Origin of the sequence: Actinoallomurus acaciae (assembly GCF_042429965.1) — a bacterium.
Taxonomy (GTDB): domain Bacteria; phylum Actinomycetota; class Actinomycetes; order Streptosporangiales; family Streptosporangiaceae; genus Actinoallomurus; species Actinoallomurus acaciae.
The window spans coordinates 1-18,514 of record NZ_JBHLZP010000119.1; the positions used below are offsets into that span (position 1 = coordinate 1).

Annotated in this window: 20 protein-coding genes; 13 read left to right on the forward strand and 7 right to left on the reverse strand. The window is 72.1% G+C overall.

The features are described from left to right. The 3 genes from ACFFNX_RS17785 to ACFFNX_RS17795 all read left to right on the forward strand — a co-directional run. Positions 1 to 566: ATP-binding cassette domain-containing protein (locus ACFFNX_RS17785; protein WP_378202864.1), on the forward strand; the 566-nt coding region annotated here is incomplete at its 5' end. Next, positions 563 to 1,531 (forward strand): ABC transporter permease, encoded by a 969-nt coding sequence (locus ACFFNX_RS17790; protein ID WP_378202867.1) that lies wholly within the window; start codon positions 563 to 565, stop codon positions 1,529 to 1,531. The genes ACFFNX_RS17785 and ACFFNX_RS17790, both read left to right, overlap by 4 nt. Positions 1,532 to 1,539: 8 nt before the next feature. Then, entirely contained in the window at positions 1,540 to 2,538 is a 999-nt protein-coding gene (locus ACFFNX_RS17795) for an ABC transporter permease (RefSeq protein WP_378202870.1), read from the forward strand. Between the two features lie 40 nt (positions 2,539 to 2,578). Here the strand turns inward: ACFFNX_RS17795 and ACFFNX_RS17800 are convergent, their stop codons facing one another. Continuing rightward, positions 2,579 to 3,442: a helix-turn-helix transcriptional regulator gene (locus ACFFNX_RS17800; protein WP_378202873.1), complete on the reverse strand. Its 864-nt coding sequence runs from the start codon at positions 3,440 to 3,442 to the stop codon at positions 2,579 to 2,581. A 151-nt stretch (positions 3,443 to 3,593) separates the two neighbouring features. Here ACFFNX_RS17800 and ACFFNX_RS17805 point away from each other — a divergent pair, with 151 nt between their 5' ends. Then, positions 3,594 to 4,517 (forward strand): NADP-dependent oxidoreductase, encoded by a 924-nt coding sequence (locus tag ACFFNX_RS17805; RefSeq protein ID WP_378202876.1) that lies wholly within the window; start codon positions 3,594 to 3,596, stop codon positions 4,515 to 4,517. Here ACFFNX_RS17805 and ACFFNX_RS17810 read toward each other — a convergent pair. Next, positions 4,399 to 5,310, reverse strand: a complete 912-nt coding sequence (locus ACFFNX_RS17810; RefSeq protein ID WP_378202879.1) for an aminoglycoside phosphotransferase family protein — start codon at positions 5,308 to 5,310, stop codon at positions 4,399 to 4,401. The genes ACFFNX_RS17805 and ACFFNX_RS17810 overlap by 119 nt on opposite strands. 64 nt (positions 5,311 to 5,374) lie before the next feature. Then, positions 5,375 to 6,424: a hypothetical protein gene (locus tag ACFFNX_RS17815; RefSeq protein ID WP_378202882.1), complete on the reverse strand. Its 1,050-nt coding sequence runs from the start codon at positions 6,422 to 6,424 to the stop codon at positions 5,375 to 5,377. Positions 6,425 to 6,483: 59 nt separating this feature from the next. Here ACFFNX_RS17815 and ACFFNX_RS17820 point away from each other — a divergent pair, with 59 nt between their 5' ends. Further along, positions 6,484 to 7,071, forward strand: coding sequence for a TetR/AcrR family transcriptional regulator (locus ACFFNX_RS17820; RefSeq protein WP_378202885.1), 588 nt, complete (start codon positions 6,484 to 6,486; stop codon positions 7,069 to 7,071). A 34-nt stretch (positions 7,072 to 7,105) separates the two neighbouring features. On the opposite strand, the gene ACFFNX_RS17825 is transcribed toward ACFFNX_RS17820, so the two are convergent. Further along, a complete protein-coding gene (locus ACFFNX_RS17825; RefSeq protein ID WP_378202888.1) occupies positions 7,106 to 8,275 on the reverse strand; it encodes a winged helix DNA-binding domain-containing protein in 1,170 nt (389 codons plus the stop codon). A gap of 64 nt (positions 8,276 to 8,339) precedes the next feature. On the opposite strand from ACFFNX_RS17825, the gene ACFFNX_RS17830 reads away from it, so the two are divergent. The 3 genes from ACFFNX_RS17830 (at position 8,340) to ACFFNX_RS17840 (ending at position 11,444) form a co-directional block, all read left to right on the forward strand. Beyond that, positions 8,340 to 9,689 (forward strand): cytochrome ubiquinol oxidase subunit I, encoded by a 1,350-nt coding sequence (locus ACFFNX_RS17830; protein WP_378202891.1) that lies wholly within the window; start codon positions 8,340 to 8,342, stop codon positions 9,687 to 9,689. 112 nt (positions 9,690 to 9,801) lie between these two features. After that, positions 9,802 to 10,800, forward strand: coding sequence for a cytochrome d ubiquinol oxidase subunit II (locus tag ACFFNX_RS17835; RefSeq protein WP_378202894.1), 999 nt, complete (start codon positions 9,802 to 9,804; stop codon positions 10,798 to 10,800). Between the two features lie 32 nt (positions 10,801 to 10,832). Then, positions 10,833 to 11,444 (forward strand): TrmH family RNA methyltransferase, encoded by a 612-nt coding sequence (locus ACFFNX_RS17840; RefSeq protein WP_378202897.1) that lies wholly within the window; start codon positions 10,833 to 10,835, stop codon positions 11,442 to 11,444. Positions 11,445 to 11,470: 26 nt separating this feature from the next. Here the strand turns inward: ACFFNX_RS17840 and ACFFNX_RS17845 are convergent, their stop codons facing one another. Further along, positions 11,471 to 12,124, reverse strand: a complete 654-nt coding sequence (locus ACFFNX_RS17845; RefSeq protein WP_378202900.1) for a TetR family transcriptional regulator — start codon at positions 12,122 to 12,124, stop codon at positions 11,471 to 11,473. A gap of 79 nt (positions 12,125 to 12,203) precedes the next feature. On the opposite strand from ACFFNX_RS17845, the gene ACFFNX_RS17850 reads away from it, so the two are divergent. Genes ACFFNX_RS17850 through ACFFNX_RS17860 form a run of 3 tightly spaced genes read left to right on the forward strand, consistent with a single transcriptional unit; the run spans position 12,204 to position 14,695 of the window. Next, complete coding sequence (locus ACFFNX_RS17850) at positions 12,204 to 13,745, forward strand: FAD-dependent monooxygenase (protein ID WP_378202903.1); 1,542 nt, start codon at positions 12,204 to 12,206, stop codon at positions 13,743 to 13,745. Continuing rightward, positions 13,708 to 14,289 (forward strand): TetR family transcriptional regulator C-terminal domain-containing protein, encoded by a 582-nt coding sequence (locus ACFFNX_RS17855; RefSeq protein ID WP_378202906.1) that lies wholly within the window; start codon positions 13,708 to 13,710, stop codon positions 14,287 to 14,289. The genes ACFFNX_RS17850 and ACFFNX_RS17855 overlap by 38 nt, the downstream gene beginning before the upstream one ends. A 1-nt stretch (position 14,290) precedes the next feature. Next, on the forward strand, positions 14,291 to 14,695 hold the full coding sequence (locus ACFFNX_RS17860) for a tautomerase family protein (protein ID WP_378202909.1): 405 nt from the start codon (positions 14,291 to 14,293) through the stop codon (positions 14,693 to 14,695). Between the two features lie 48 nt (positions 14,696 to 14,743). On the opposite strand, the gene ACFFNX_RS17865 is transcribed toward ACFFNX_RS17860, so the two are convergent. Further along, positions 14,744 to 15,091: a hypothetical protein gene (locus tag ACFFNX_RS17865; RefSeq protein WP_378202912.1), complete on the reverse strand. Its 348-nt coding sequence runs from the start codon at positions 15,089 to 15,091 to the stop codon at positions 14,744 to 14,746. A 171-nt stretch (positions 15,092 to 15,262) separates the two neighbouring features. On the opposite strand from ACFFNX_RS17865, the gene ACFFNX_RS17870 reads away from it, so the two are divergent. Together ACFFNX_RS17870 and ACFFNX_RS17875 are read left to right on the forward strand one after the other, a co-directional pair. Further along, positions 15,263 to 16,294: a hypothetical protein gene (locus ACFFNX_RS17870; protein ID WP_378202915.1), complete on the forward strand. Its 1,032-nt coding sequence runs from the start codon at positions 15,263 to 15,265 to the stop codon at positions 16,292 to 16,294. Continuing rightward, a complete protein-coding gene (locus ACFFNX_RS17875; protein ID WP_378202918.1) occupies positions 16,233 to 16,883 on the forward strand; it encodes a DUF7779 domain-containing protein in 651 nt (216 codons plus the stop codon). Before ACFFNX_RS17870 ends, ACFFNX_RS17875 begins: the two co-directional genes overlap by 62 nt. A gap of 25 nt (positions 16,884 to 16,908) precedes the next feature. On the opposite strand, the gene ACFFNX_RS17880 is transcribed toward ACFFNX_RS17875, so the two are convergent. After that, a partial coding sequence (locus tag ACFFNX_RS17880) for an ABC transporter ATP-binding protein (RefSeq protein ID WP_378202921.1) occupies positions 16,909 to 18,514 on the reverse strand: 1,606 nt, incomplete at its 5' end.

The following is an 18,514-nucleotide window of genomic DNA, read 5'->3' on the forward strand; positions in this document are numbered from 1 at the left end:
CCGGTACGCCGCTGCGCCGGGGCTCGGCCGCCGCGGCGATCCGCGCGGGCGTGGCCCTGCTGCCCGAGGACCGCAAGGCCGAGGGCGTCATCGGCACGCTGTCGGTGCGGGAGAACATCGCCCTCGCGGCGCTGCCCCGGCTGTCCCGCGCGGGCCTGGTCTCCGAGGCGCGCATCGACCGCATCGTCGAGACCTTCATGCGGCGGCTGCGCATCAAGGCCGCCGGCCCCCACCAGCGCGTCGCCGAACTCTCCGGCGGCAACCAGCAGAAGGTCCTGCTCGCGCGCTGGCTCGCCACCGAGCCGAAGATCCTGCTCCTGGACGAGCCGACCCGCGGCATCGACGTCGGGGCCAAGGCCGAGGTGCAGGCGCTGATCGACGAACTCGCCGAAGACGGCCTGGGCGTGCTACTGATCTCCGCCGACCTGGAGGAGCTGGTCGAGGGCTCGGACCGCGTCGTGGTGCTGAAGGACGGCGCGGTCGTCGGCGAGCTCAGCGGCGGCGACCTCACCGAAGAACGCGTGATGACGACGATCGCCGATGCCGGGGGAGGCACGAGCCGATGACCGACACCGCCGCCGTACCCGTCTCGCGGCTCGACCGCGGCCGCCTGCTCGCGTGGCTGCAGGACTACGGCGTGTACGCCGCGATCGCCGCGCTCGTCCTCGTCAACATCGCGATCACCCCGCGGTTCCTGTCGCTGGAGAACCTGCGCACCCAGCTCGTCCAGGTGGCGCCGGTCGTCATCGTCTCGCTCGGCATGGCCCTGGTGATCGGCACCGAGGGCGTCGACCTGTCGGTCGGCTCGGTGATGGCGCTCACCACCGCCCTGATCCCGCTCTACCTCGGGTACGGCGTCGTGCCCGCCGTCGTGGCCGGGCTGCTCGGCGGAGTCGCGGTCGGGCTGGTCAACGGCTCCCTCGTCGCGTTCGTCGGCGTGCAGCCGATCGTCGCGACGCTCGCGCTGTTCGTCGGCGGCCGGGGCATCGCGCTCGTCGTCGCGGGCGGGCAGCTCAAGGACGTGCACGACCAGACGCTGCTGGACCTGGGCTCCTCGAGCCTGGTCGGCGTGCCCCTGCCGGTCGTGGTCGCCGTCGTGCTCACCGTCGTGGTCATGGCGGTGATGCGCCGCACGACGTTCGGCCGGCGGCTGGTGGCCATCGGCGGCAACCGTACGGCGAGCGAGCTGTCGGGCCTGCCCGTACGGCGCGTCCTGCTGCTCGTGTACGTGGTGTCGGGCCTGCTCGCGGCCGTGGCCGGCACGCTCGCCACGGCCCGGTTGCAGGCCAGCGACCCGTCGTCGCTCGGCCTGCTGATGGAGCTGTCCGCGATCACCGCGGTCGTGGTCGGCGGCACACCGCTGAGCGGCGGCCGCGTCCGCGTGCTGGGCACGGTCGCCGGGGCGCTGCTGATCCAGCTCGTCCGCGCGACGCTGATCAAGCACGACCTCGCGGACTCGGTCGCGCAGATGGTGCAGGCAGTGATCATTCTTGCGGCCGTGTACGCCGCGCGAGGGGCGGGCCGGCGATGACCGAATCCATGACCGCGACCGCGGCCGTCACCGAACCGGGCGCCGGGCCCACCGGCCGCGAGCGGGCCTTCGGCCTGATCCAGCGGCACGGCGCCGTCGCCGTGCTCGTCCTGCTGGTGGCGATCGGCTCCGTGTCCTTCGACCGCTTCCCGACCGGCGACAACCTGAGCAACATCGCGATCACCTCCTCGTTCCTGGCGATGGTCGCCCTCGGCATGACCTTCGTGATCATCACCGGCGGCATCGACCTGTCGGTGGGCTCGGTGTTCGCGCTCGGCGGGGTGCTGGCCGCGTACGCGGTGCGCTGGGGGTCGCCGGCCGCGCTGCTGTTGCCGCTCGTGGTGTGCGGGGCGTTCGGCCTGGTCCAGGGCCTGCTGATCGCCCGGGTACGGCTGGCCCCGTTCATCGTCACACTGGCCGGCCTGCTGGGTGCGCGCGGCCTGCTGCTGTCGATCTCGGGCGAGGGCGCGACGACGTACCTGATCCCGCACGGCGCGGTGATCGCCCGGGTCGGCCAGGGCGGCGTCTTCGGCGTCGGGTACCCGGTCTACCTGACGCTGGCCCTGTTCGTCGTCGGCGCGGTGCTGCTCCAGCGGACGAGGTTCGGCCAGTGCGTGTACGCGATCGGCGGCAGCGAGGACGCGGCCGAGCTGATGGGCGTCCCGGTGACCCGGACGAAGGTCGCCGTGTACGTCATGTCGGGTCTGCTCGCCGGCCTGGCGGGCGCCCTGAACGCGGCTCGCCTGTCCTCGGGCGTGACGATCCTGGGCACCGGCATGGAACTGGACGTGATCGCCGCGGTCGTCATCGGCGGCACGCTGCTGACCGGCGGCGCGGGCTCGGTGAGCGGCACGGTCGCCGGCGTCCTGCTCCTGGGCGTGATCCAGAACCTCATCAACCAGATCGGCGACCTGTCCTCCTCGTACCAGCAGGTGGTCAGCGGCGCCTTCCTGGCGGCGGTGGTGGTCGTGCAGACGTACCTGAGCCGCGTCCAGCGCCTGCGCTGAGGCGCGGGGGCCCGGGTGCGGCGGGCAGGGCTCCGCGCGGTCAGCGGTGAGCGGGGGCGGCGGGGGCGAACTCGCCGTGGTCGAGGTCGCGGAGCAGGCCCAGCTTGTCGAGGGCCGGTGTGCCCGGCGGCGGCGTGAAGATGACGAGCTGCTGGTCTTCGGCCGGGCTGAGGAGCGTCTCGCATTCGAGCTCGACGGGCCCGACCGCGGGGTGGTCGACGCGGATGCGGCTCTTGCGCCGTACGGCGACCTCGTGCAGCTCCCACAGGACGGCGAACTCGGGACTGGCGGCCTGGAGATCGGCGACCAGCCGGGCGGAGGCGGCGTCACCGCCGCGACGGGTGATCGAGGCGCGCAGGTCCGCGGCGTAGGCGCGGCTGTGCTCCCGGCGTTCGTCGGGCGAGTAGATCAGGCGGATCGTGGGGTCGGTGAACCAGCGCCACACGAAGTTGCGGTCCTGCTCGCGGACCGAGCAGATGCAGCCGAGGAGCGCCTCGGCCATGGTGTTGTGCGCGAGCAGGTCGCCGATGTCGTTGGTGATGTGCGCCGGGGTCTCCTTGAGCTCGTCGAGCAGGTACAGCAGACCGGGCCGTACATGGTCGCCCGCCATGCGGGCCGCCGGCGGGCGGTGCCCCGCCAGCAGGTAGAGGTGGTCGCGCTCGTCCTCGGTGAGGCGCAGCGCATGGGCCAGCGACGCGAGTATCTGGGTCGAGGGCTGGGGACTCCTGGCCTGTTCGAGGCGCATGTAGTAGTCGGCGGACATCCCGGCGAGCTGGGAGACCTCCTCACGCCGCAGTCCGGGCGTACGGCGTCGTGCGCCGGCCGGCAGGCCCACCTCCTCCGGACGCAGCCGGCCCCTGCAACGGCGCAGGAAATCCGCGAGCTCAGCGCGGTCCATGTCCATCCCCCCATCATCGCCGAGGGCTCGCCTCGCACCGGCACGGGCAGCCAGGGACTGCCGATCCTAGGGAAGGCCGTCCGCTCGTACCCGCGCCGAGCCCCCGGCAACATCGTCGGTGCCGGACGGGCCGGCGCGAAGAGTCAGGGAGTTCGAAGTGCCCAAGGCAGTGAGATTCGAGCAGTACGGCGGCATCGAGGTTCTGCGGGTCGTCGAGGTCGACCGGCCGGTTCCCGGCCCCGGCCAGGTCCTCGTACGGGTCGTCGCGGCGGCGATCAACCCGGGGGAGACGCACATCCGTACCGGCGCGCTCCACGAGCGCTGGCCCGCGACGTTCCCCTCCGGTCAGGGCAGCGACCTGGCCGGGGTCGTGGCGGAGACCGGCGCGGGCGTCGAGGGGTTCGCGACCGGCGACGAGGTGATCGGATTCACGGACAACCGCGCGAGTCACGCCGAGTTCGTCGTCGTGGAGGCCGCCGACCTCATCCATCGTCCGGCGGACGTCTCATGGGAACAGGCCGCATCGCTGTACGTGGCCGGCACCACGGCGTACGCGGCCCTGCGGGCCGTCGCGGCGGGGCCGGGCGACACGGTCGTGATCTCCGGTGCCGCCGGTGGAGTGGGATCGATCGCGGTCCAGCTCGCCCGCGACACCGGGGCGAACGTGATCGGCCTGGCGAGCGAGGCCAACCACCGGTGGCTCGCCGACCATGGAGCGATCCCGGTCTCCTACGGCGAGGGTGTCATCGACCGCATCAAGACCGCCGCCGGTGATCGAGGGGTCGACGCCTTCATCGACACCTTCGGCGCCGACTACGTCGAGATCGCGCTGAACCTCGGGGTGGCTCCGGCGCGGATCGACACCATCACCGACTACCGGGCCGGCGAGAAGTACGGGGTCAAGACCGACGGGAACAGCGATGCGGGGAACGCCGAGGTGATCGCCGAGCTGGCCGCCCTGATCAGTGCCGGCCGGCTGGAGATCCCGATCGCCGCCACGTACCCGCTGGACGAGGTCCGGGACGCCTACCGCGACCTGGAGCGGCGCCACACCCGGGGCAAGATCGTGCTCCGTCCGTGAGCCCTGGACCTACGGAAGCAGGGCGAGCGCCTCCCGCAGGTTGTGCTCGGCGATCCCGCCCATGGACCTCCCACCCGACGTCGAAGTACATCAGGCCCTCGATGTCGATGAGAACGGCATGTCCTTCGGCGCTCACCAGGACGTGATCGGGGCCGAGCTCGCCGTGGATCAGCCCGTACTCGGTGCGCGGGGCCACCAGCGCCCGCAGCTCCCGCAGCCGCTCGTCGAGCCGGCCGCGCATCGCCTTGATCCTGGTGTCGCGTCCGGCCGCCTCCTCGAGATCCCGCCGGGCCCGGTCGAGGACCAGTTGCTCGCAGGAGCTCCCGGCGGCGGTGCCGCCCCGCTCCAGCACGTCCACTCTGCCGTAGCGGGGAGCGCGGTGCCGCTGCATCAGGCCGAGAGTCCGGGCCAGGTCGGCCAGGGCGGCATCCGTGCGGCCGGGGTCGGTCGCGAAGAGCGTCTCCAGCGTGCCACCGGGAGTGTCCTCGACCACGGCGTATCGCTCCCGGACGCCGTCCGCCCACAGCAGGCGCGGCACGCGGGCCCCGACCTCATCCAGCCTGCGCCGCGCGGCCAGGAAAGGTGCGAGCCCGGAGGCAGGCGCGAAGGGGCCCGTCCCATCGTCATCGACGGATTCGGGCCAGAAGTTCTCCTCGTCCGCCCAGCGGTAGACGATCACGCTGGGCGGATCACTCCTGTCGAGCCGGACCCGGTACACGCCCTTCTTGCTCCCGCCGCGCGGGCGGTCCACCCCGATGACGCGGAACCCCGCTCCCAGTGCGCCACGCACCACGGCCGACAGGTCCCCGGCCGCCGCAAACCCACGTATCCGCAGAATCTACGGGGCCCGGTGTCGCTCAGCCGCGTATCCCGAACACCTTGACCGTCATCGGTGTATCGATCAGTGTGTGCGGCGCGATCGCGTGGTACGCCCACACGTGCACCCAGGCGTTGGCGGTTCGTACGGTGAGGAACGTCTTGAACATTCCCGGCCCGGTATAGAACAGCAGAAGGTAGAGCACCGACAACAGCGTGTCGACCGGCGAGGCGAAGTTCGTCCAGCCGTCGAAGAAGTGCAGCAGTGCGTAGGTCAGCCCGCCGAGGATCACCGTCGCCGGTACCGACCCCGTCAGCCTCAGGTAGCGCGGCGTCAGGACGCAATAGATGAACACCATGGTCGGCAGGACCGTGCCGGCGAAGGAGAGGACGAACGTCAGGGGCGCTCCGAGCAGGATCTGGCGCGGCGTCAGGTCCAGGATGGCGCCGTTCAGCAGCAGTTGGACGGTCGATTCCACGGTCAGAATGACCAGGGTCACCAGCAGGTCGCCACGGCGATCGGCCGAACGCAGGCTCAGCCGCTCGGCGGAATAGCGCCGGCGGAACACCAGGAAGGGCACTGCCGCGTACACCACGAGGTTGTAGGCCGCCCAGGTCGCCATCTCCGCCGGCACGACCCGCTGCCCGGTGCGGATCACCATTCCATCGAGGTGGAACCCGAACGCGTGCCAGCCGAAGGCGCGCCCGAGCGCGAAGCCGCCGAGCATCGCGACGGCGCCGTACGCCAGGACGAGCAGGGTCTCCCGCCGCGCCCGGGGCCGAGCGGGGGCACGTGCCGCCAGGTCCACTCCGGTGCGCCGGCGCGTGAGCAGGTGGACGAGGGCCATGAGCCCGAATATCTCGAGGTACATGGCGTCGGCGCCGAGCACGGTGGCCGGCGTGGGCGGGTCGGCCAGTGAGGACGCGTGGAATGGCAGATGCCGCCCCCCGATGGACATCAGCAGCCCGTTGACGAGAACGAAGCCGAGGGCGGCGAGGCCCACGCTGCGGCGGCGGAACGGGTTCGGGATTCGCCGGCCGGCACGGGCGGCCGGAGGACTCGCCGTGCGAAGAGACGCCTGTCTGCTCATACAGAGCACCATACAGTCGTATGACATACATGTGTATGGTGCTGTGTATGGTGGCTCGTATGACCGACCGCCGACAGCGGCTCCTGGACGCCCTCGTCGAGATCACCGCCGAACGGGGGCTGGATCACGTCAGCATCCGGGAGGTGGCCGCCGCCGCGGACGTCTCGATCGGGACGGTCCAGTACTACTGCCGCACCAAGGACGAGATGGTGCTGATGGCCTGGGAGTCGCTCGCCGAGAAGATCATTGTTCGCGCGATGGGCGGCCTGGACCGCACCGCCGGCACCGTCAAAGAGTGCGTCCGCCGCGTGGTCCTCGAACTGCTGCCCCTGGACGAGCCTCGTAACGTCGAGTCGCGCGTGTACCTCGCCTTCGCGGCCAGAGCCGCGGTCTCGGCGCCTCTCGCCGAGGTGCAGCACTCGCTGCTGGGCGAACTGCGCGGGTACCTCGCCCGGGCATTCGCCCGCGCCAAGGACGAGGGCGAGGCCGCGCCGGGCCTGGAGCCCGATGCGGCGGCGGCGACCACGGCCGCGCTCGTCGACGGGCTGTTGCTGCACATGCTGACGGATCGGGGCGGCCTGCCCCCGGACTCGGCCGTGGCGGCCATGGATGCCCATCTGGACCGGCTCCTGCCCACGACCCCCTGACGACGATCCCGGCCCGCAACCGCTCCGTGGTCCGTCAGGCGGACAGCTCGCGCTCCAACGGGGTGCGGAAACGCGGGATCACCCGGATCGGGCCGGTCCACTCGCTCAGGCGGGCCGCCTCGGTCCTCACCGCCGCCTCGGCCTCCGCGCCGATGTCCTCCAGCAGCCGGTACACCACCGAGCCGTCGGCGCGCTGGGACCAGCCGCCCACGATCCGGCCGTCGCACCACACGGTCGGCCCCGCGTTGCCCGACCGGTCGAACAGCGCGGGGCCGTGCTCGCCCAGGTACCAGTCCCGGCCGGTCCAGCCCATCACGGTCGGGTCCAGGCCCGGCAGCAGCGCCACCCACGGCTCCGGAGACGCCACCGGCTCCGCGTCGTCGGCGAGGACCAGACCGGGCGTGCCGTCCAGGTCGACCTCCTCGGTCTCCACCCGCGCCAGCGCCTGCCTGACCTGGGTCATGGTCAGGCCGGTCCACCACTTGAGGTCGGCGGCCGTGCCCGGCCCGTACGCGGCGAGCCAGCGGCGGACCAGCTCCACTCGCGCGGTCTCGGCGGGCACCTGCGGGATCCCGTCCGGCAGCCACGACTCGATCGGCGACCACTGGAACTGGCTGCTGATCCACGAACCGCGCGGGCGGCCCCGGACGATCCGGCCCTGGACGGCAAGGCCGACCAGCACCCGGCTCGCGATCGCCGGAGCGGCCTCGTTGCGGCTGCCGTGCCCCAGCACGATCCGTTCCTTCAGGCGCGGCACGTCGGCGGACAGGTCGGCCCCGTACGCCGCGCCGCGGGCCCGCAACGCGGCGAGCGTCTCCTCCTCGACCTCCCGCAGCCACGGGTCGTCGCCGAGCCCCGCCTCCTGGAGGAGCTTCAGCGTACGGCGGCGTTCGAGGCGCGCGACGTCATCGGCGCAGGCCGCCTGCACGACCGGCACCAGCTCGGCCGGGACGGCGAAGACGGTCCGCCGCATGCAGAGCATCCGCACCAGCCGGCGCTCCTCGTACAGCTCCCGCTCGATGCCCGCGACGCCGGGGGAGCGCATCCGGGCCGCCGCCGCGAGGTACACCGCCGCCGGATCGGTGCCGTGCAGCGCCACGAGTGAACGGGCCGCCTCCACGGCGCTGTCGGCGGGGTCCGCCAGACGGTGCCGGACGCCGATCCGCGCCCGCCGCTCCGCCACCGTGATCCGCTTGATCGCCATCCGCTGATTATCTCCGGAGCGGGGTACCACGCTCACAGGGGAGGGACGGCCGATCGGGGGAGACGTGCACGTGTTCGCGGCGGCGACACCGGCCGACCTGATGGCCGCGCGAGGACAGATGGCCCTGTCTCTGGGCTGGCACATCGTCCTCGCCTGCCTCGGCGTCGGCATGCCCGCGCTCACCGTCTTCGCCGAGTGGCGCGGCCTGCGGACGGGCGACGAGGCCTACGTACGGCTGGCGCACCAGTGGGCCCGGGCGATGGGCGTCCTGTTCGCCGTCGGCGCGGTCTCCGGCACGATTCTCTCGTTCGAGATGGGGCTGCTCTGGCCGGGCCTGATGGCGACGTACGGCCAGGTCATCGGTCTGCCGTTCGCGCTGGAGGGGTTCGCGTTCTTCATCGAGGCGATCTTCCTGGGGATCTACCTGTACGCCTGGGGGCGTCTCTCGCCGCGACGGCACATCCTGACCGGCCTGCCGGTCTGTGTCGCGGGGGTCGCCTCGGCCGTCTTCGTCGTCTCCGCGAACGCCTGGATGAACCAGCCGCGCGGCTTCGACCTGGTGAACGGGGCCGTCACGCGCGTACGGCCGTGGCGGGCGCTGTTCAACCCGGCCATGCCCTGGCAGGTCGTGCACATGGTCCTGGCCGCCTTCATGGTCACCGGCTTCGGCATCGCGAGCGTGTACGCCGTCGGGAGGCTGCGGGGCCGCCGCGACCGGTACCACCGGATCGGCCTCCTGCTCCCGTTCGTCGCCGCGGCGGTCGTCACGCCGTTCCAGATCCTCATCGGCGACGCCCTGGCGCGGTTCCTGGCGACCCGTCAGCCCGCCAAGCTCGCCGCGATCGAGGGCCTGAACCACACCGGCTCGCACCGGCCCATCTCGGTCGGCGGCCTGTACCTGGGCGGGCGGATACGGTACGCCCTGCGCATCCCCGACGGCCTGTCCCTCCTCGTCGGCTACCGGCCCGGCACGGTCGTGAAGGGTCTGGACACGGTGCCGCCCGCCGACCGGCCCCCGATCAACCCGGTGCACCTGGGCTTTCAGGCGATGGTGGCGATCGGGTTCGGGCTGCTGGCCCTGTCCGCCTGGCTCGCCTGGTCCTGGTGGCGGCGGCGTGACCTGCCGAGGTCCCGGTGGTTCCTCTGGTTCTGCGCGGTCGCCGGGATCGCCTCCGTGGTCGCCCTGGAGGCCGGCTGGGTCACCACGGAGGTCGGGCGGCAGCCGTGGATCGTGTGGCATCACCAGCGCACCGCCGAGGCGGTCAACCCGGCGCCCGGCCTGTGGGTGGGCCTCGCCGCGATGCTGATCGTCTATGCCGTGCTCACCGTCGCGAGCGTGTACGTCCTGAACCGGCTCCGGAGCCGCCCGGTCGTCGCGCCGCAGGAGGGCTGGACCGAGGAGTACGGGCCATGAGCGAACGGAGTGAGCGGCTCGGCGAGCACGGCGGCCCGGCGGTCGCTCCTCTCCTCCCGGGGGCCCCGCGGAGACGCGGAGCGTCGTCGTGGGGCGGGGCGGGGGAGGACGGATGAGCGCCGCTCAGTGGCTGCTGGTGCTGACCTGGGCCGGGGTGACCCTGTACGCCCTGCTGGGCGGGGCCGACTTCGGCGGCGGCTTCTGGGACATGCTGGCGGGCGGGGCCCGGCGCGGGTTCGCCCAGCGACGGCTCATCGAACACTCGATCGGGCCGGTCTGGGAGGCGAACCACGTTTGGCTCATCTTCGTCCTCGTCATGTTCTGGACGTGCTTTCCCCGCGTGTTCGCCTCCGTGGCCTCCACGCTGTACATCCCGCTGACCCTCATCGCGTTCGGCGTCATCGCCCGCGGTGCGGCGTTCGCCTTCCGCAAGGCCAGCACGGAGCTGTGGCAGCTGCGGCTGTTCGGCGGAGCGTTCGCGCTGTCGTCGATCCTCACGCCGTTCTTCCTGGGCACGGTCGCGGGCGGCGTCGCCTCCGGACGCGTGCCCGTGGGCCTGGCCAGGGGGAATCTGCTGACGAGCTGGTGGAACCCCACGTCGGTGCTGGCGGGCCTGGTCGCCGTCGGCAGCACGGCGTACCTGGCGGCGGTCTACCTCACCGGTGACGCGCGCCGCGCCGGCGACGCCGCGCTGGCGGAGGCGTTCCGGAGCCGCGCGCTGGTCACCGCCGTCGTCACCGGCGTGATCGTCATCGGCGGCATCGTCATCCTGCGCGACGACGCACCCCGGCTGTACGCCGGCCTCACCGGGCGCGCGCTGCCGCTCGTCGCCGTGTCGGCCCTCGCGGGGATCGCGTCACTGCTCCTGCTCCTGCTGCGCCGCTACACGACGGCCCGGCTGGCGGCCGAGCTCGCCGTCGCGGCCGTGCTCTGGGGGTGGGCGGCCGCGCAGTACCCGCTGCTGCTCCCGCCGGACGTCACCGTCACCCGCGCCGCCGCCGACCCGCCGGTCCTGCACGCGACCCTGGCCTCGGTCATCGTGGGAATGATCGTGCTGGTGCCGTCCCTGCTGTGGCTGTTCGCGATCTTCCAGAGAGGACCGGCGCGATGATGCCGGGGCCCGCGGGCGCATAGGCTCGGCGCATGAGCGTCGAGGAGCCGCCGGGCGTGGGCCCGCACCCCCATCCGTGGCCGGATGACCGGCGCCTCGATCCGGCGTTGCTGGCCGAGGGCGACCGGCGCAACGTCGTCGACCAGTACCGGTACTGGAGCAACGCGGCGATCGTCGCCGACCTCGACACGCGCCGGCACCCCTTCCATGTCGCGATCGAGAACTGGCAGCACGACTTCAACATCGGCGCGGTCGTCCGCAACGCCAACGCGTTCCTCGCCGCCGAGGTGCACATCGTGGGCCGCCGCCGCTGGAACCGCCGCGGTGCCATGGTCACCGACCGCTACCAGCACGTACGCCACCACCCGGAGACCGGCGACCTGGTCAAGTGGTGCCGCGACCGCGACCTGCCGATCATCGGCATCGACAACCTGCCCGGGTCGCGCCCGATCCAGTCCGCCGAGCTCCCGCGCGCCTGCCTGATGCTGTTCGGCCAGGAGGGGCCGGGCCTGTCGGAGGAGGCGCGGGCCGCCGCCGACATCGTGCTGCACATTCCGCAGTACGGCTCCACGCGCTCGATCAACGCGGGCGTGGCGAGCGGCGTCGCCATGTACGAGTGGGTCCGCCGGCACGCCGGAGCCTGACGGCCGCGTCCCGTACGGGACGCCTCCTATGAGCCCTGCCGGGGCAGCCGGCGCAGTCCGTTCTCCAGCAGCGCGAACCCGTGTTCGGCGTCGCTCACCGCGCCCGCGTACCGCTCGTCGGCGGTCTCGCCGGACGCCAGGTATGTGGCGTTGTCCAGGGCCAGCGTCCAGTGGACCGCGACGATCTGGGTGGCCGCCAGCCGGGCGGTGAGGTCCGGGGTGTCCGCCGTCTCGCGCAACGCCTCGGCGAGCGTGCGCTCGCCCGTACTCCTGAAGCGCTCCAACCGGACGATCAGGGCCGGCGTCCCGAGGATCATCCGGAAGAGCGCGCGGATGTCCGGGCGATCGTTGAGGCCGCTGAACGGGTCCCGCCGGCGCAACCCGTCGAGGAAGTGCTCGCGCAGGGCGGCCAGCGGCGTCAGGTGCGCCGGACGGGCCCGTACCACGCGTGCGCTCTCCGTCTCGTGGTCGGCGAAGCGGTGCACGACGAGGTCTTCCTTGGCCGGGAAGTACGCGAACAGCGTGCGCTTGGACACCTCGGCCGCCTCGGCGACCTGCGCCACCGAGACCTGGTCGAAGCCGCGTTCGAGGAACAGGGCGATCGCCGCTTCGGAGATCGCCGCGTGGGTCCGCCGCTTCTTGCGCTCCCGCAGGCCGGGCTGCTCGGTCACGGCGTCCACGGTAGCAGCGTACGACACCGAGGCGATACTTGCACCTGGTATACATATGCACCAGGTCTACCGAAGAGGAGTTGTGCCGATGGACGTCGAGACCGAGGTCGTCATCGCGGGAGCCGGCCCGACCGGCCTGATGCTGGCCTACGAGCTGGCCCTGGCCGGGATCGAGCCCCTGGTGCTGGAGAGGCTGCCCCGGCGTGTCGAACAGGTGAAGGGCGGCGCGATCCAGCCCCGTACCGCCGAACTGCTGGAGCTGCGCGGCCTGCTGGAGCCGATGCTCCGCCACGCGATGCCGCGCGACCGGGTCGGGGGCCACTTCGCGATGCTGCCGGTGCCACTGGACTGCATGCCCTGGCAGACCCGGCAGCCCTATCCGATCGCGGTTCCCCAGGGGGACATCGAGGAGGTGCTGGAGGAGCGGGCGACCGCCCGCGGCGCCCGGATCCGGCGCGGCACCGCGGTCGGCGGGGTCGAGACCGGCGACGGCGTGACCGTGTCGGCGGACGGCCTGCGCGTACGGGCGCGCTACCTCGTGGCCTGCGACGGCGGCCGGAGCACGGTCCGAAAGCTCCTCGGGCTGCCGTTCCCCGGCCGGCCCGGGACCTACGTCGCCACGCTGGCCGACGTCCGGCTGTCCGCGACATCGCCGCTGGTGCCACGGACGATGAGGCACATCAGCGGCATGACACGGCAGGTGAACGGCTACTGGGCCATGCTCGTGCCGGTCGGCGGCGACCGGTACCGGCTCACGTTCGGCCGGGAGGGCGAGACGGAGTCCGCCCGGGACACCCCGATCACCCATGAGGAGATCGCCGCCGCGCTGCGCGCCGTGTACGGCGAGGAGACCGTGCTGGGCGGAGTGGACAACGCCTCGCGGTTCACCGACGCGACCCGGCAGCTGGAGCACTACCGCGTGGGTGACGTGCTGTTCGCGGGGGACGCCGCGCACATCCACCCGCCGCTCGGCGGGCAGGGCCTGAACACCGGCGTGCAGGACGCGATCAACCTCGGCTGGAAGCTGGCCGCGACCGTGCAGGGCCGGGCCCCGGACGGCCTGCTGGACACCTACCAGGCCGAGCGGCATCCGGTGGGCGCCGGGGTCCTGCACCACACGTCGGCGCAGCGGGTGCTGGCCGGCCCGCGGCCGAGCGAGGACGTGGTCGCGCTGCGCGACATCTTCACCGACCTCATGCGGCTGCCGGAGGCCAACCGTCACCTCGCGGGCCTGATGTCCGGCCTGTCGCTGCGGTATGACCTGGAGGGCGAGCATGCGCTCACCGGGCATCGGATGCCGGACGCCGACCTCGTCACCGACGCGGGTCCCACCCGCGTGTCCGCGCTGTTCGCTTCCGGGCACGCCGTGCTGCTCGACCTGGCCGGGATCGTCCCACCCGGTCTCCGGCTGCCTCCCGGCGTCGACGCGGTCCGCGCCGAGTCCGCCGCCGGCCTCGGCGCCGCCGCGCTGCTGGTCCGCCCCGACGGATACGTCTGCTGGGCCGGCGACGACGCCGCCGACGCCGCCACCCTGCCGGCCGCGATCGCCCGTCACCTGGCAGCTGTACCTACTGGTATGTACGATGATGGGAATGGACACCAGGGAACGACTGATCGAGAGCGCGCGTGAGCTGCTGTGGGAGCGCGGCTACGTGGGCACGAGCCCGAAGGCGATCCAGGAGCGGTCCGGCGCCGGCCAGGGCAGCATGTACCACCACTTCCACGGCAAGCCCGACCTCGCGCTCGCGGCGATCAGCCGTAGTGCCGAGGAGCTCAGGGCACGGGCGGAGGCCCAGCTCTCCGGGCCCGGCACCGTGGTCGAGCGGATCGTCGCCTACTTGCGCCGCGAACGGGACGTGCTGAAGGGCTGTCCGGTCGGCCGCCTCACCCAGGACCCGGACGTGATGAGCGACCCGGAGCTGCGCGGGCCGGTCGCGGAGACCTTCGCGTGGCTCACCGACCGGCTGGCCGCGCTGCTGGAGGAGGGCCGGGCGAACGGCGAGCTGGCCGCCGGGCTCGACCCGGAGGCCACGGCCGGCACGCTGGTCGCGGTGCTGCAGGGCGCCTACGTCCTGGCCCGCGCCGCCGGCTCGCCGGAGGCGTACGAGCAGGCCGTCGACGGCGCCGTCGGCCTGCTCACCGCCCAGGTCCGCCGGTCCGGGGGCGATGAGTGACATGCCGTTCGTCCGCATCGACGCGCTGGGAGCCGACGGCGAGCGACTCGACGCGCTCGGCCGCGCCGTGCACGACGCCCTGGTCGAGACGATCGGCTTCCCGCCCGACGACCGCTTCCAGGTCCTGACGAGCCACGACGGCACGAACAGCACGCTGCGCTACGACGACTACCCGGGGGTGCACCGCGACGACGGCATCGTGTACGTCGCGATCACCATGCGCTCCGGCCGCACGCCCGGCCAGAAGCGCGCGCTGTACCGCCGGATCGCCGAGCTCGCCCAGGAGTACGCGGGCACCGAGCCGCGAAACGTCTTCGTCACCGTGACCGAGAACGAATCGATCGACTGGTCCTTCGGCCACGGTGAGGCGCAGTACGCCCCCGGGGCGCCGCCCGCGGTCACGTAGGCCTGGGGAGGCGCTCTTCACGCGACCTCGCTGATCGCCACACGAAGATCAGAAGGCGGCGAACACCATGTGCGCGGTGCCATGGGCCATCATCCAGAGCACGGCGCATAGACACATCGTGATGACGATCATTAATGCCGCCAGGCGCATCGTGTCGCCGGTGGTCCTGCTTCGCGCGCGCACCAAACGCGCCACCTCTTTGATGAGCACGATTCGCGCCTTCTCCCCGGGCGGGTCGAGAGGATCGCCGTTTTCGTGCTGAGGATGCCGGTCCACGCGGCCGTCTTCGCCCGTTCGGCGCACGCGGGCCTCGCTGGTGGCGCTGTCGGGCCTGGTCCGTTCGAGCGGCAGGGTATCAAGGTCATCCGCGCTCGAGCCGCCGATCAGCTCGGTCACGAGCCGCTCCCTCCTGGTCCGGCCATCACGCCCGGTTCCTGGGCGTGCATCCAGCAAGCCAGGGGCTGGAACGGTTGCGCCAGACCGCAACCGGAGTGTTGCAAGAGGTGGCAACGCCGGCCGTCTCGCCGATCCGTCGCGGGACACCCGATTCTGGCCCATGATGGATATGTGACGCAGATCGCTCGCCAGTCCACGGTGTTAAAGCCGCTCGATGAGGACCTGAGGCCGGAGGTGCGGGCCTGGGCGAGCGCGGTGCGCGAACTGTTCGTCGCCTCCGGGCTGTCGATCGGCCGTTTCGTGGCCCTGTGCCCCAACATCGACAAGGGCACGGTCTCGCGCTACCTGAACGGTAGGCGCGTGCCGCGTGACCGGTGGTTTCTCGACAACCTCATCTCGATCCAGGCAGACGCCGGCTCGCCGGTGACCCCCGCCGTGCGCGAGCACCTGAACGATCTGCAACTGCGCGCGCTGGAGGTCGCGCATCCGCACGAATACAAGGTGCGGCTGGTCAAGGACGAACTGGAGATCGCTCTCACGAGCCTGCGCGAGGCCCAGCGGTTCGCCCGCGCCATCGAAGAACAGCTCGCCGAGCGGAGACGGCAGGTCGAGGAGCTCCAATCGGAAAAGCAGCGGCTACGGTCGGCCTGGGACGACGAACGGGCGAGCAGGGAGGCGGAGCGCGATCGCCTCATGGAGGAGATCGCCGATCTCAGCCGGCAGTTGCGTCAGGCCGAGCAGCGTACCCTCGACGCCGAGCAGCGCTGCCGAAGGCTCGAAAGCCTCCTCGACCAGCTGGATCTGACCAGGCAGGACCAGGGCTTCCCCGCCGTGTGGACAAGGGTGCCGCGTCGCAACAAGAACTTCACCGGTCGCGAGGAAGTGCTGGCCGCGCTCCGGGCGAGCATGACCGACCCGATGGCCGCGGCGGTGCCGCAGCCGCACGCGCTGCACGGTCCTGGCGGCTTCGGAAAGACCCTGCTGGCCGTCGAGTACGCCCACCGCTATCGACATGAGTACGACCTGGTCGGGTGGATCCCCGCAGACCAGCCGTTCATGGTCAAAACTGCATTGGCCGATCTCGCGCCGCATCTGGGCCTGCCGCCGGCGTCCGTGAGCGGTATCGAGTCACGTCGACACCGTGGCGGTCAACGTGTTCGACCGTGCGGAGAGCCTGGCCTTCCTGCGCGGACGAACCAATGACTCGATCGGTGAGGTGGACGCCGACCGGCTGGCGGAGGAGCTCGGAGACCTCCCGCTCGCGTTGGAGCAGGCCGGCGCCCTGCTGTTCGAACGCGGTATGAGCGCCTCGGAGTACCTCCGGCTGCTGGCCGAGCGTCCCGGCCAACTGCTGTCCCAAGGTCGGCCTGCCGAGTATCCGGTCCCGTTGACAGCCGCCTGGAGCGTCTCGATGGCCAATCTGGCCGGGCTCCTGCCTGAGGCGGTCGACCTACTTCGGGTCTGCGCCTTCCTCGGTCCCGGCCCGTTTCGCCGCGACCTCTTTCACCGGGCGCCCGAAGGTTTGAGCCCGGAACTCACCAGCCTGATCAACGACCCGATCAGGCTGAGCCGGGCCGTCGGCGAGTTCAGCAGCCATGGACTCGCCCGGCTCGACATCTCCCACCGGACGATCGAGGTCCATCGTCTGACTCAGCGGCTGATCCGCGAGGAGCTTTCCCCGGAGGAACACGGCAGACTCCGCCACGTGGCGAGTCTGCTTCTCGCCGCCCACGGCTCGGCCGCCGCTGACGACGCCGGCCGGACAGGCGGCGCCTTCTCGGACGTGTCCTGAGGCGAGGCGGCGGTCGCGCTCCGGCTCATCCGCGCGAGTCGAGGCGGTACGCGCGGGCCTGGAGGCCGTACAACTCGCCGAACACCCCGCCCGCGTCGAGGAGTTCGGCCGGCGGGCCCTGCTCGACCAGCCGGCCCTGGTCCAGGACGTACACCTGGTCGGCGTGGCGGACGCTGGCGAGCCGGTGGGTGATGAGCAGCACCGTACGTCCGTCGGCATGGGCGCGGATGCGCTCGAACAGCGCGTGCTCGGCGCGGGCGTCGAGGGCCGCGGTGGGCTCGTCGCAGATGAGCAGCGGCGCGTCGCGGTAGAACCCCCGCGCGACCGCGATGCGCTGCCACTGGCCGCCGGACAGCTCGTGGCCGTCCTTGAACCGGCGGTCCAGCAGCGTGTCGTACCCGTGCGGCAGGCCGGCGATCACCTCGTCGGCGCCGGAGGCCGCGGCGGCGTCGGCGATGGGGTCCTCGTACGGTTCCCGGCCCATGGCGATGTTGTGCCGCGCGGTCATCGGCCAGTGCGTGTAGTGCTGGGGGATCAGCGCGACGTTCTGCCGGAGCCGGTCGAGGTCGACGTCGCGCAGGGGTGTGCCGTCCCAGCGGACCTCGCCCTCGTCCGGGCTGTACAGCCCGGCCAGGATCTTGGCGAGGGTGGTCTTGCCGGAGCCGTTCTCCCCGACCAGCGCCACGACCTCGCCCGCGCGGATCCGTACCGACACGTCCCGCAGCGCGGGCCGGTCCGCACCCGGGTAGGTGAACCCGACGTGGTCGGCGCTGATCACCTCGAAGCCGTCCGGTACCGGCCGGTCCTGGGCCCGTGGGACCCGGCGCTCGGCGTCGGCGCAGAAGTCCAGGTAGTCCGAGAAGTACAGGCCGGACTCGTAACACCGGTTCACCGCGAACAGCAGCGCGGCGAGGGAGCTCTGTCCGGTACGGATCGCGAGCACCGCGGTACCGGCCACGGCGAGGTGCACGGCGCCGACGGCGAGCAGCACGCCGAGCGCGACGTACACCGCCCCGGTCGCGACGCCGCCGGCCATGTCGCCCAGGATCCGTACGACGGTCTGGCGGCGGGCCAGCTCGACGTGGATGTCGCGTTCACGGATCGCGAGCCGGTCGTGTTCGCGGGCGAGGAACGGGCGCATGGTGAACGCGCGGATCTCCGCCGCCGAGTCGCGGTCGGCCATCAGGTCGGCCAGGATCCACTTGCGCCGGCGTACCGCCGAGAGCACGAAGATCGCCAGGTAGCGCATGCGGGCCGCCCGCGCCGCCGCCCAGCCGTCGGGCACCGCCGTGATCAGCAGCAGGGGCAGCAGCACCGGGTGCAGCACGCCGAGCGCGCCGGCGGCGGCGACCAGGCCGAAGACCCCGTTGAGGACGTCGATCGTGGCCTCGACCACCGGCGCCGCCTCCATCAGCCCGCGGTCGCGGGCCCGGTGCATCGCGTCGTGGAACTCGGTGTCGTCGAAGGAGGGCAGGTCGACCCGCGTGGTCAGGTCGAACAACCGCTTCTCCACGAGATGGTCGACCCGGGGTTTCAACCGTGCCTGGGCCCAGCCCGCGCCCGCCTGCAGCGCGGCCCGCAGCGCGGTCGCGCCCGCGACGAGGACGAGCGAGGGGAGTGCCGCGCGTACG